The 12,805-nt window shown below is 68.2% G+C and carries 11 protein-coding genes; 4 read left to right on the forward strand and 7 right to left on the reverse strand.

The window, feature by feature from the left end; genetic code table 11:
- Positions 1-2 precede the first annotated feature (2 nt).
- The 4 genes from AB0E63_RS09805 to AB0E63_RS09820 are packed head-to-tail and all read right to left on the reverse strand — an operon-like array spanning position 3 to position 4,664.
- Positions 3-953, reverse strand: a complete 951-nt coding sequence (locus AB0E63_RS09805) for an ABC transporter ATP-binding protein (RefSeq protein WP_360363713.1) — start codon at positions 951-953, stop codon at positions 3-5.
- Complete coding sequence (locus AB0E63_RS09810; protein WP_360363715.1) at positions 953-1,837, reverse strand: ABC transporter permease; 885 nt, start codon at positions 1,835-1,837, stop codon at positions 953-955. The genes AB0E63_RS09805 and AB0E63_RS09810 overlap by 1 nt, the downstream gene beginning before the upstream one ends.
- Complete coding sequence (locus tag AB0E63_RS09815) at positions 1,834-2,868, reverse strand: ABC transporter permease (RefSeq protein ID WP_360363717.1); 1,035 nt, start codon at positions 2,866-2,868, stop codon at positions 1,834-1,836. Before AB0E63_RS09815 ends, AB0E63_RS09810 begins: the two co-directional genes overlap by 4 nt.
- Positions 2,865-4,664 (reverse strand): ABC transporter substrate-binding protein, encoded by a 1,800-nt coding sequence (locus AB0E63_RS09820; RefSeq protein ID WP_360363719.1) that lies wholly within the window; start codon positions 4,662-4,664, stop codon positions 2,865-2,867. The genes AB0E63_RS09815 and AB0E63_RS09820 overlap by 4 nt, the downstream gene beginning before the upstream one ends.
- Before the next feature lie 649 nt (positions 4,665-5,313).
- Between AB0E63_RS09820 and AB0E63_RS09825 the strand changes: the two genes are divergently transcribed.
- The 3 genes from AB0E63_RS09825 to AB0E63_RS09835 are packed head-to-tail and all read left to right on the forward strand — an operon-like array spanning position 5,314 to position 8,425.
- Complete coding sequence (locus AB0E63_RS09825) at positions 5,314-5,922, forward strand: helix-turn-helix domain-containing protein (protein WP_360363721.1); 609 nt, start codon at positions 5,314-5,316, stop codon at positions 5,920-5,922.
- 2 nt (positions 5,923-5,924) lie between these two features.
- Positions 5,925-6,839, forward strand: a complete 915-nt coding sequence (locus tag AB0E63_RS09830) for an ABC transporter ATP-binding protein (protein ID WP_360363723.1) — start codon at positions 5,925-5,927, stop codon at positions 6,837-6,839.
- Entirely contained in the window at positions 6,836-8,425 is a 1,590-nt protein-coding gene (locus tag AB0E63_RS09835) for an ABC transporter permease (protein WP_360363725.1), read from the forward strand. Before AB0E63_RS09830 ends, AB0E63_RS09835 begins: the two co-directional genes overlap by 4 nt.
- A gap of 1 nt (position 8,426) precedes the next feature.
- Here AB0E63_RS09835 and AB0E63_RS09840 read toward each other — a convergent pair whose 3' ends face one another.
- Positions 8,427-9,206 (reverse strand): DUF1206 domain-containing protein, encoded by a 780-nt coding sequence (locus AB0E63_RS09840; RefSeq protein WP_360363727.1) that lies wholly within the window; start codon positions 9,204-9,206, stop codon positions 8,427-8,429.
- 30 nt (positions 9,207-9,236) lie between these two features.
- On the reverse strand, positions 9,237-10,232 hold the full coding sequence (locus AB0E63_RS09845) for a stage II sporulation protein M (RefSeq protein WP_360363728.1): 996 nt from the start codon (positions 10,230-10,232) through the stop codon (positions 9,237-9,239).
- Between the two features lie 55 nt (positions 10,233-10,287).
- On the opposite strand from AB0E63_RS09845, the gene AB0E63_RS09850 reads away from it, so the two are divergent.
- On the forward strand, positions 10,288-11,262 hold the full coding sequence (locus AB0E63_RS09850) for an RDD family protein (RefSeq protein WP_360363730.1): 975 nt from the start codon (positions 10,288-10,290) through the stop codon (positions 11,260-11,262).
- 45 nt (positions 11,263-11,307) lie between these two features.
- On the opposite strand, the gene ahcY is transcribed toward AB0E63_RS09850, so the two are convergent.
- Positions 11,308-12,744 (reverse strand): adenosylhomocysteinase, encoded by a 1,437-nt coding sequence (ahcY, locus tag AB0E63_RS09855; RefSeq protein ID WP_360363732.1) that lies wholly within the window; start codon positions 12,742-12,744, stop codon positions 11,308-11,310.
- Between the last annotated feature and the right edge of the window lie 61 nt (positions 12,745-12,805).

A 12,805-nucleotide genomic window follows, 5' to 3' on the forward strand; every position in this document is an offset into this window, starting at 1 on the left:
GGTCAGTCCCCCACCAGAACACAGGCGGCGGTCCGATCCGCACCGGCCGCACGCAAATCGATTTCAACCGAAGAGCACGACTCCAGCGCCACCGGGCAGCGCGGATGGAACGAACAGCCGCCCGGCAGTTCCTGCGGATCCGGTGGGTCTCCGGCGAGCCCGCGCGGCGCGAGCCGGGATGCGGGATCCCCGACGGTGGGGAATGCCGCGGCCAGGGCCTGGCTGTACGGATGCCGGAACCGTCCTGACGACGGACCGGACTCCACGAGTCGGCCCGCGTACATGACCGCGAGCCGGTCGCACACGTCGGCGAGGACGGAGAGGTCGTGGGAGATCATCAGCAGCGAGATGCCGTGTTCGGCGATCAACTGCTGGATGAGGGTGAGCACTTGCGCCTGGACCATCAGGTCGAGGGCTGTGGTGGGTTCGTCGGCGACGATGAGTCGCGGCGAGCAGGCGAGCGCCATAGCGATCATGACTCGTTGCCGTTGGCCACCACTCAGCTCGTGCGGATAGCTCCGCGCCCGCCAGGCCGGCAACCCCACCTGCTCCAGCAGTTCCCGCACCCTCGTAGCGGCCTGGGAACCCGACGCCAGCCGATGCACCAGCAACGGCTCGGCGATCTGATCACCGATCCGCTGCACCGGGTTCAACCCGTGCTGCGCACCCTGGAACACGATGGACGCCGAGGACCACCGGACCGCCCGCAGCCGGCCCCACTTCATCGCGAGTACGTCGTCGCCGTCGAGCAGCACCCGCCCCGACACGCGCGCCGATCGCGGCAGCAACCGCAGCAACGCGAGCGCCACCGACGACTTCCCGGACCCCGACTCCCCCGCAAGCCCGACGGCCTCGCCGGCCGCCAGCGAGAGCGAGACTCCTCGTACGGCGGGGACTTCACCGGCGGCGAGCTGATAGGTCACGGACAGGTCGTCCAGTTCGAGCAGACTCATCACACCGCCCTCGTCCGTAGCCGGGGATTGAGCACACTCTCCAGAGCCCTTCCACACAAGGTGAAAGCCATCACGACGATCACGATGCACAGACCGGGTAGGAGGATGTACCACCACGCTCCCGCGGTGGCCGCACCCCAGTCGTAGGAGCCACGCAGCATCGTCCCCCAGGAGGTCTTGTTCGCACTGACGCCGAGGAACGCGAGCGTCGACTCGGTCACGATCGCGCTCGCCACCTCCAGCGTCGTACTTGCCAACAGCAACGGTGCGACGTTGGGCAGCACGTGCCGGGTGGTGATGTGCCAGTGCCCGGCGCCGAGGGCGAGCGACCGCTCGATGTACGGACGCGCCTCGACAGCCAGCGTCTGCGCGCGGATCAACCGGGCCGTCGACGGCCAGGACGTCACCCCGATCGCGACGATGATGGTCGCCGTACTGCCACCGAGGATCGCCGCCAGCACCAGCGCGGTGACGAGTGACGGCAGCACCAGGAACCAGTCGGTCACCCGGAGGATGACTGCTCCGGTCCAGCGCCGGAAGTGCCCGGCTGCGATCCCGAGCACGGTCCCGATCACCATGCTCAGCAGCGCGGCAAGGAATCCGATCAGCAGCGAAGTCCGCGAACCCCACCAGATCATCAGCAGTACCGACCGCCCGGACTCATCGGTTCCCAGCGGATCGTCGAGGCTCGGCGGCGCCATCTTCGCGCCCGTCCCGCTGACCACGTTGGTCACTCCAGCGTCGATGAACAGCGGTGCCGCCAACGCCAGTACGACGGCAGCAGTAAGGATCACCAGCCCCGCCATCCCGGCCCGATGCCCCCGGAACTCGGTCCAGAAACGCGACACCGCCCGGCGACGACGGACCCAGGTAACACTGCTCATGCCGACCTCACCCGTGGATCCAGCACGTGGTAGACCACGTCCGCCAGCGTGTTCATCAGGATCACCGACACTGTGATCAGCAGGAACGTGCCCTGCATCAACGTGAAGTCCGGCACCCGGATCGCCTCGTAGAACAACTGCCCGAGCCCCGGCCAGCTGAAGATCGCCTCGACCGTCACCGCACCCCCGACCACGAACCCGATCCGCATGAACACCAGCGTCACCGTCGGCAGCAACGCGTTCGGTACGGCGTGCCGACGCCGGATGTCGTCGTCTCGCAGCCCCTTCGCCCGGGCCGTGGTGATGTAGTCCTGCCCGAGCTCGTCCAGCACCGACGACCGCATCACCAGCAGGTACTGCGCGTACACGACGGCGACCAGCGTGAGACACGGCAGCACCATGTGCTGCGCGACATCCAGTACGCCGGCGATCCCGTCCGGCTTGTCGACACTCGAGTTGCCCCGGGTCGGGAAGATCCCGGGGATCGGCCCGACCCCGGCCGCGAACACCATCAGCAGAAGCAGTCCCAGCCAGAACGTCGGCACCGACCACAGCACCAGCGAGATCGCGGTCGAGATCTTGTCGAACCGGCTGCCCGGCTTCCAGCCGGCGCGAGCGCCTTGCCAGATCCCCAGGCTGACCGCCATCACCAACGCCGTACCGGTGAGCAGCAGGGTCGACCCGATCCGCTCCCCGATCAGGTCGACGACCGGACGCTTGTACTCGTAGGAGACGCCGAGGTCGAACTGCACCGTCTGCTTGACGAAGTGCACGAACTGCTCGGGGATCGACTTGTCCAGCCCGAGCCGGGCCCGTTCCAGGTCGAGCTGTTCCGGCGTCATGTTCCGGCCCTGCGCGAGCGCCCGGACCGGATCGCCGGGCAGCATCCGGAACAGGAAGAACGTCGCGACGATCACCATCGCGATGCTGAGCAAAGCCCCGCCCGCCTTGGTCGCCGCGTACCGCAGCAGACCATGGCGGGCCGGGCTATCCTCGGACGAGTCGAGCGGACCCGATTCCAGAGCACTCATTCGCGCTCGTCGGCCGCGCCCTGGCGGCGTCGCAGTACGAGGAACCCACCGATGGCCAGTACGGCGACACCACCCGCGACGCCCGCGATCACACCGGTGCTCGATCCGCCGTCATCACTCGCGCCCGTACCGTCGTGCGACACGGCTTCCAGCGTGTAGAACGGCCAGTACCCGGATCCGCCGTACAGCAGGCCCTTGTCCTCCGGGATCGGCGTGATGCTGGCGATCCGGTCCTTCCGGTAGCCCTCGAGGTCGTTCGGGTAGTACAGCGCGATCACCGGCGCGTCGGTGTAGAGCCGCTCCTCCATCTTCTTGATGGTGTCGGCGCGCTTCGGCCGGTCGAGCTCCTTCTGCTGCTGCAGGTAGAGGTTCTCGTATTGCGGGTCGCAGTAGAACGACTCCGTCCCGCCACCCTGGCCGGTCGCCGTCGGACGCCGGCTGCACAGGTGCGTGCCGAGCACCTCCTCCGGGTCGGGGTTCACCGACCAGCCGCTGATCGCGATGTCGAACAGCGCCGTCGTCCCGGTCTCCTCGCTGAACTTGCTGGAGTCGAGCCGCTTGGTGGTCAGGGTGATCCCGATCTCCTTGAACCAGCCGGTCAGATACTCCGACAGCTTGTCCTCGATCGGTGTGTCGGTGTGGATGCTGAACCGGAACTGCAGCTTCCGCGATCCGTCGGGCATCGTCCGTACGCCGTCCGGCCCCTTCTTGTAGCCCGCGTCGTCCAGGATCTTGTTGGCCTTGGCGAGGTCGAAGGAGACCTTCTCGTCGCCGGACGCCTCCCAGAAGAAGTCCTTGTAGAGCGGCGGAATGATCGAGCCGTCGGCCGGCTTGGCCAGCCCGTTCTGCACCTCGTCCACCAGCTTCTGCTTGTCGATCGCGTAGTGCAGCGCGGTCCGCACCTTCGGATCCTTGAGCGCCGGGTGACCGTCACCGATCGGCTTGTTGTCGCTGGTGGTGGCGCCGTGGTTGATCTGCAGGTACGTCGCCCGCCGGCCCTGCGTGTTCCACTGCACGATGTTGTCATCGCCCTTGAGCGACTCGAAGTCCGGCGGGTTGAGCCGGCCGATCAGGTCGATGTCGCCCTTCTTCAGCCCGACGATCGAGGCCGCCGGGTTGTCGTAGAAGATCACCTGCAGCTCGTCGATCTTCGGCCGGCCGCGCCAGTAGTCCGGGTTCGCCTCGAGCCGGACGAACTGGTCCTTCTTGTGCTCCACGGCAACGTACGGGCCGCTGCCCACGGTCGGGTAGACCTCGGCGTCGTACTCGCCGATGTTCGTGACCTTCTCCCAGACGTGCTTGGGCATGATCGGCACCGGGTTGTCCAGCATCGACGCCTGCGGGGCCTTGAGCTTGATCGTGAGGTCCTGGCCGTTCGCGGTGACGCCGGCGAAGTTCTCGACCGCCGGTCCGTTGCCGGTCTTGGCGCTGTCGTCGGTCATCATCTTGTTGAACGTCCAGGCCGCGTCGTCGGCCGTGATCGGCTGCCCGTCCGACCACTTCGCCTGGCGGATCTTGAACGTCCAGGTCAGCCCGTCCGGCGACGTCGTCCAGGACTCGGCCAGGTCCGGGCTGGGCTGCAGGGTCTTGGAGTCCGGCACGGTCAGGAAGCCGTAGATCATCCGCTGGATCGACCCAGTCACCAGTCGCACCGCCAGGAACGGGTTCATCGAGTCGACCGACTGCGTCACGCCGATCTTGATCACCTTGCGGCCCGGCTCCGCGGCTTGCGCCATACCGGGTAGGAACGCCAGCAGGCACAGCGCCGCGCCCGCGGCCAACATCTTCCTGATCATCGCCAGACCTTCCCCAGGTAGGTGTGTTGGGAAGGACCCCACACGAGCAAGCGCTCTCCTGTCAACGAGATACGAAACTTCGTCACATTTAAGTAATCTTCTTTCCGGGCTAGTAGGGTTCGCCCACGCGTGCTTCGCGGGCGCTTCTCTCGTCGCGGCGCTCCTCGACGCGCCCGCTCCGCGCGCTCGCACCCACCCCCGGCTTCGCGCCGTGCATCCTTTCGGCTAGCGCCGGGTTTGCCGGCTACCGCCGGGAGATGCGGGCTGCGCCCTGCGACCGACCGCGTGCCGTGGTGGTCAAGCGAGCCGCGGTGGGGATCGGCCCGGGTCCGCAAGGGTCTCGGATGCGCGCGTGAGTCGCCGGCGAATGCGGAGCGGGCTCGGGGCCATCGCCACGGCCAGCTCCTCGGGGGCATCGGCCAAGCAGTCACCCGCGAGCGGCAGCTCGCAACACGTCGGCGGCAGCCGGCGATAGCCCGGAAGGAATGCACGGCGCTGAGCCGGGGGTGGGTGGGAGCGCGCGCAGCAGGTGCGTCGAGGAGCGCAGCGACGAGGCAAGCACCTGCGAAGCACGCGTGGGCCGAACCACGGGACTTGACTACACGAGCGTGTAGTAGTTTGCTTTTGTGTGTAGCGAGAGGAGCACGAGATGGATCGGCCGGTCGACGACCTGACTGCGCGGGCCCGGATTCGGGACGCGGCGATCAAGCTGTTCGGCGAGCGCGGTATCGAGGGGGCGTCGATCCGTGACATCGCCGCCGAGGCGGGGGTCTCGTCCGGGCTGGTCCGGCACCACTTCGGATCGAAGGAAGCGCTGCGCGACGCCTGCGACCGGTACGCGCGGGAGCGGATGGCCGAGATCGGCGCGGAGCTGGCCGATCAGGAGGGGGTGGCGGGCCTCGACCCGGCGACTCTGCATCCGCGGGTGTTCCCGCTGCAGCTCTATCTGGTCCGCTCGATGATGGACGGCTCGGAGACCGCGACCGCGTTGTTCCTCGACGCGGTCGACACGATCGAGCAGTGGAGCACGGGCTACGGCATCGAGCCCAGCGACCGGCGGGCCTACGCGGCAGCGCTGGCCGCGATCAAGCTGAGCGTCTTCGTGTTCCGTGACCAGGTCTCGAAGGCACTCGGCGAGGACATCACCTCACCGGCGGGGTATGCCCGGATCGGCCAGGGGCTGATGGAGGTTTTCACCATCCCGCTGGTCACGCCGGAACAAGCAGAACAACTACGCAAACGCTCTGAGGAGAAGTGATCATGCCGGCTGCGATCAGCACGGAAGGTCTGGTCAAGACGTTCGGGCGGACCCGCGCCCTGGACGGTCTCGACCTCGAGGTGCGGACCGGGGAGGTGCACGGCTTCCTCGGCCCGAACGGCGCGGGGAAGACCACCACGATCCGGATCCTGCTCGGGATGACCCGGGCAAGCTCCGGCACCGCACGGCTGCTGGACGATGACCCTTGGTCGGACGCGACGGCCCTGCACCGCCGGCTCGCCTACGTCCCCGGCGACGTGACGCTGTGGCCGAATCTGTCCGGCGGCGAGGCGATCGACCTGCTCGGCCGGATGCGCGGCGGGGTGGACAAGAAGCGCAAGGCCGAGCTGCTCGAGCGCTTCGACCTCGACCCGCGGAAGAAGGCCCGCACGTACTCCAAGGGCAACCGCCAGAAGGTCGCGCTGGTCGCCGCACTGGCCTCCGACGTCGAGCTGTTGCTGCTCGACGAGCCCACCTCCGGCCTGGACCCGTTGATGGAGGAGGTCTTCCGCGAGGTCGTCCAGGAGGTAAGCGAAGGGGACGGCCGGACGGTTCTGCTGTCCAGCCACATCCTGTCCGAGGTCGAGGCACTCTGCGACCGGGTCACGATCATCCGGGCCGGACGGGCGGTCGAGAGCGGCACGCTGTCCGAGCTGCGGCACCTGACGCGTACGTCGATCCAAGCCGAGTTGGTCGGGCCGATGGAGGGGTTGGCCCGGCTGAACGGCATCCACGACCTGCGGCTGGATGACGGCCGGGTCCGGTTCGACGTCGACACGGACGAGATCAACCCGGTGCTGCGCCGGCTCACGGAGATCGGCGTACGGAGTCTGGTCAGCCAGCCGCCGTCGCTGGAGGAACTGTTCCTGCGGCTGTACGAGCCGGACCAGGACCGGGAGCCGGAGGTCGTCAAATGACGAACCTGGCCGGCACCGGCGGGCTGATCCGGTTGATCCTGCGCCGTGACCGCATCGTCCTGCCCCTGTGGATCGTGCTGCTGTGCGTGATCCCGATCAGCTACGTGCAGTCGTACGGCGACCTGTTCCCGACCGCGGAGTCACGCCGCAACTACGCCAACAACGCGGGCTTCATCACCCTGTACGGCGAACTGTCCGGGACCAGCCTGGGTGAGTTCGTCACCTGGCGACTGGGATTCGTCCCGGTCATGATCGGGCTGATCAGCCTCCTCACGGTGATCCGGCACACCCGGGTCGAGGAGGAGACCGGCCGCAGCGAACTGCTCAGGTCGAGCGTCGTCGGCCGCCATGCCCAGTTGGCCGCGGCCCTGCTGGCCACCTTCGGCGCGAATCTCGTGCTCGCCGTACTGCTTGCCCTCGGCATGCACAGTCAGGATCTGCCGTGGTCCGGCTCCGTTGCTATCGGCATCGAGTTCGCCTTCACCGGCTGGCTGTTCGCGGCGGTCGGCGCCGTCGCCGCCCAACTGTCCGCGAGCGCCGGGACCGCTCGGGGAATCGCGATCAGTGTGCTCGGAGCGACGTACGTGCTGCGGGCTGCTGGCGACACCAGCGAGCACACGGACGGACCGCTCGCCTGGCTGTCCTGGTTGTCCCCGATCGCTTGGGCACAACGGATCCACCCGTACGGCGAGAACCGGTGGGGACTCGGGATTCTGGTGCTCGCGGCAACCGTCGTACTCGTTGCCGTTGCCCTCTATCTGTCCGTACGACGGGATGTCGGAGCCGGACTGTTGCCGGCCCGGGTAGGCCCGGCGGAGGGCAAGCTTGGCTCGCCACTTGCCCTGGCTTGGCGGTTGCACCGCGGGCTGTTGGCCGCATGGTCAGTAGGATTCGCCTTGCTGGGCTTGCTGTTCGGCGGCGTTGCCGAAGGGGTCGGCGACATGATGCGGGACGATCCCAAGATCCAGGAGATCTTCGCGCGGCTCGGAGGCTCGACCGGCCTGATCGACTCGTTCCTGGCCGGGGTGATGACGATCGTCGGGCTGATCGCGTCGGCGTACGCGGTCCAGGCAACCCTGCGGTTGCGGGCCGAGGAGACCAGCGGACGGGCGGAACCGGTACTGGCGACCGCGACCAGTCGGCTGCAGTGGGCCGGGAGCCATCTGGCCTTCAGTCTGCTCGGGCCGGCGCTGGCCCTGCTCGTCGCAGGTGCGGCCGAAGGACTCGCCTACGGGTCGGCGATCGGTGATGTGGGCGGACAAGTGCCGCGGCTGATCGGTGCGTCACTGGCGCAGCTTCCGGCCGTGTGGGTGCTGGCCGCGATCACCCTGGCCATCTTCGGGCTGTTCCCCCGGCTGTCTCCGGTCGCGTGGGCCGGTCCGGCGATCTGCCTCCTGATCGGGCTCGTCAGCTCCGGTGTGGAGCTGGACGACTGGGTCCGGGACATCTCGCCGTTCAGCCACCTCCCGCAACTCCCGGGCGGCTCGACGTCAGCCGGTCCGCTGATCGCGCTGCTCGCCATTGCCGCCGTACTGGGTGTCGCTGGGCTGGTGGGGCTGCGGCGGCGCGATCTACCGATCGGGTAGGTCAGGTGCGGGCGTTGCGGGACCAGGCGAAGGCGTAGATACCGAACGCGGCGAGACCGAGGGCAAGGATGGTGAGCAGGACCGGGCCGAACGGCTGGTCCTTGACCGTGCGCAGCGCGGTGTCCAGGCCGCCCGCCTTCTGGGGGTCGTAGTCGATCGCCGCCCACGCGAACAGGGCGCCGACGAGGATGAACGAGACCCCCTTCGCCGCGTACCCGATCCGGCCCAGCAGGATGGTGCCCTCGGACACCCCGCCGACCAGGTCCTCGAGGAACTTCTTCGTGATCGCCTTGTAGAGCTGGCGGACACCGACGGCGATGATCACCAGCCCGATCACGACGATCAGCGCCCGGCCCCCGCCGTGCGCCATCAGGCGCGCGCTGAGGGTGCGCTGCTGACCGGTGCTGGAACCACCGGATCCGACGGCGACCTTCACCGCAGTGATGCCGAGGACGAGGTAGACGGCCCCGCGTCCCACCGACGACACCTTCTTCTCCAGGTCGAGGTGACCGTAGGCGAGGTCGAGGACCCGCCAGATGACCAGCGCGAACAGGCCGATGGCGACGATCCAGAGCAGTACGCCGCCGGCCGGTTTGCCGGCCAGTTCCTGGAGGGCGCCTTGCTGGGAGGCTTCCTCCGACGACTTGCCCCAGGCGAGTTGCAGGGCGATCCACGCGATCAGTAGGAAGACCACGCCGTACGCGATCAAGCCGACGGTGACGGCTACGCCGTACCAGCGGCTGTGTCTGACTTCGTGGGCAGTGCTGCTTTGGTTCCGCACTCCAGATCCGGTGCCCTGGGGCCAAACGGTTTACGCGGAGACGGGGGCGGTCGCTTCCCGGTCGGCCAGGTCGATGTCGCCGTACTCGCCGGAGCGGGCGGCGCGGCGGCCCAGGGTCCAGACGTAGGTGAAGAACGCGAGCTCGGCGAGGACGCCGATGGTGATCCGGACCGGTCCGGGCAGGAACGGGGTCACGAAGGCCTCGATCAGGCCCGTGACCAGGAGAATCGCGGCCAGGCCGATCGCCATGCCGACGGTGGCGCGGCCGGTTTGGGCGAGCGCTTGCATGCGGGTTCGCGCACCGGGGGCGATCCAGGCCCAGCCGAGCCGGAGGCCGGCCGCGGTCGCGACGAAGACCGCGGTCAGCTCGAGCAACCCGTGCGGCGCGATCAGGCTGAAGAACAGGCCGCCCTTGTCGTGGCTGATCATCAGTCCGGCACTGACGCCGAGGTTGACGGCGTTGTCCCAGAGAATGAAGACCGACGGGATCAACAGGATGCCGAGCGCGAGTGCGGCGGCACTCAGAGTGGCGTTGTTGATCCAGACCCGGAGGGCGAAGTCCTGCGCCGGGTTCTCCGAGTAGTAGGACTCGAAGTCGTGGTCGACCAGTTGCTGGATCTGGGCCGGCGTGCCGATCGAGTCGATCACCTCCGGGTGCACGAGGATCCGCCAGGCGGCCCAGGCCGCGACCAGGTAGAAGAGCAGGCCGATGGTGATCCACCAGCGTCTGGACGCGTAGAGGGCGGCTGGGAAGCTCACCAGGAAGTACTTCGAGATGTCACGCCAGACGGGCGCTTGGGCACCGGTCACCGCGCCGCGCGCGTCCGCGATGAGGCCGGACAGGCGTCCGATCGAGACCGGGTCGGCTCCTGCGGCTCGGAGCGCGGCCAGGTGCGTGCCCACGCGCTGGTAGAGGGTGACGAGTTCTTCCGCCTCGGCGCCGGACAACCGGCGCTGGCGGCGGGTCAGGTAGGCCAGGCGGTCCCACTGCGGCTGGTGCACCGACACGAACGCTTCGACGTCCACCGCCGCACCTCCTCCACCCGACTGGCTCCTTGCGCTGGCAGACTAACCGGACGCGGTGTCTACGCATGAGGGGGGCGACGGAGTGTCTCAGCTGGTCACCGGAGAAGCGGTTGTTCTCCAGGTGCGGATCGCCCGGATGCCGACGCGGGCGCTGGCATGTGCGATCGACGTCATCCTGCAGGGCATCGTGCTCGTCGTCCTGATCTCGCTGCTGGCCGGCTTCCTGATCGGCGGTCAGGCGAGCGAGGCGCTCGCGGTCGCCCTGATCTTCATCGTCGTCCTGCTCGTCGCGGTCGGCTACCGGGTGGTAATGGAGACGCTGACCCGCGGCCGGACGCTGGGCAAGATGGTGCTCGGCCTGAAGGTGGTGCGCGACGACGGCAGCTCGATCCGGTTCCGGCACGCGCTGGTACGGACGCTGTTCTGGTTCTTCGTCGACTTCGCGCCGTGGTTCGCGGCCTGCCCGGGGATTGTGGCGAGCCTGATGAACAAGCAGGGCAAGCGGATCGGCGACATGGTCTCCGGCACTGTCGTCATCCGCGAACGCCACCAGCCGATGGCGTCGCCGCCGCTGTTCGTCCCCGGCCATCTGGTCCAGTGGGCGCAGTCGCTGGAGCTGTCCCGGCTGTCGGACGCCCTCGCCAACGCCTCCCGCGACTACCTCGCCCGCTACACCGAGCTTCAGCCCGACGCCCGCACCACCCTGGGCGACGCCCTCGCCACCCGCGTGGCCGCTGTCACGGCGCCCGTCCCACCGATTCCGCTGATCGCGCCGGCGTACCTGTCCGCCGTACTGGCCGAACGCCGCCGCCGAGAACTCAACCGCCTGGCCACCCGACGTCCAGTCCACACCGGGCCCTTCGCGCGGTCGTACGCGGTCCCTCCCGGCCCCTTCGCCCCACCCAGCCCGTACGGCATACTCCCCCCACCACCCGTCCCGGGCCCCTTCGCCCCACCCCCAGTCACCACGCCCCGCCCAGCCCTCCTCAATCCCCAGGGTTGGGCCGCTCCGGGCAGCAACGAGGCATAAAGCAAAGCGCCCCACCGAACCGGTGGGGCGCTTGCTGTGGGGGGATCAGTAGCGGTAGTGCTCGGACTTGTACGGGCCCTCGACCGGTACGCCGAGGTACGCCGCCTGCTCCTTGGTGAGCTCGGTGAGCCGGACGCCCAGCGCGTCGAGGTGGAGGCGGGCGACCATCTCGTCGAGGTGCTTCGGGAGCACGTACACCTCGGTCGGGTAGTCGGCCGTCTTCACGAACAGCTCGATCTGCGCCAGCACCTGGTTGGTGAAGGAGTTCGACATCACGAACGACGGGTGCCCGGTGGCGTTGCCCAGGTTCAGCAGCCGGCCCTCGGACAGGATGATGATCGTGTGGCCGTCGGGGAACCGGAACTCGTCGACCTGCGGCTTGATGTTGACCCGCTCGATGCCCGCGGTCTTGTACAGCCCGGCCATGTCGATCTCGTTGTCGAAGTGGCCGATGTTGCCGACGATCGCCTGGTGCTTCATCGCCGCCATGTGGTCGGCGGTGATGACGTCCTTGTTGCCGGTGGTGGTGACGAAGATGTCGGCGGTCCCGACCACGTCGTCCAGCGTGGCCACCTGGTACCCGTCCATCGCGGCCTGCAGCGCGCAGATCGGGTCGATCTCGGTCACGATCACCCGGGCGCCCTGACCACGCAGCGACTCCGCGCAGCCCTTGCCGACGTCGCCGTACCCGCAGACGACCGCGACCTTGCCGCCGATGAGTACGTCGGTAGCGCGGTTGATGCCGTCGATGAGCGAGTGCCGGCAGCCGTACTTGTTGTCGAACTTCGACTTGGTCACCGAGTCGTTCACGTTGATCGCCGGGAACAGCAGCGCCCCGGCCTTGTGCATCTCGTACAGCCGGTGCACGCCGGTCGTGGTCTCCTCGGTGACACCCTTGATGCCCTGACCGATGGTGGTCCACTTGTCCGTGGACTCCGCCAGCGACCTGGTCAGCAGCTTCAGGACGACGCCGTACTCCTCCGACTCCGCCGTCGACGGGTCCGGTACGGCGCCCGCCTTCTCGAACTCGGTGCCCTTGTGGACGAGCATGGTGGCGTCACCACCGTCGTCGAGGATCATGTTCGGGCCCTCACCACCGGGCCAGGTCAGGATCTGCTCGGTGCAGGCCCAGTACTCCTCCAGCGTCTCGCCCTTCCAGGCGAACACCGGGACACCGGCCGGGTTCTCCACCGTGCCCTCGGGCCCGACGGCGATCGCGGCGGCCGCGTGGTCCTGGGTGGAGAAGATGTTGCAGCTCGCCCAGCGGACCTGAGCACCGAGCGCCACCAGCGTCTCGATCAGTACGGCGGTCTGCACGGTCATGTGCAGCGATCCGGCGATCCGCGCGCCGGCCAGCGGCTTGCTCTCGCCGTACTGCGCCCGCATCGCCATCAGACCGGGCATCTCGTGCTCGGCCAGCCGGATCTCCTTGCGCCCGAACTCGGCCAGGCCGAGGTCCGCCACCTTGTAGTCGAACGTCATACCGGTTCCCGCTCCCCTGAAGACTTGGATTGCTTCCTGCTTGCCAGAGCCTAGAGGGCCG

Origin of the sequence: Kribbella sp. NPDC026596 (assembly GCF_040638415.1) — a bacterium.
Taxonomy (GTDB): domain Bacteria; phylum Actinomycetota; class Actinomycetes; order Propionibacteriales; family Kribbellaceae; genus Kribbella.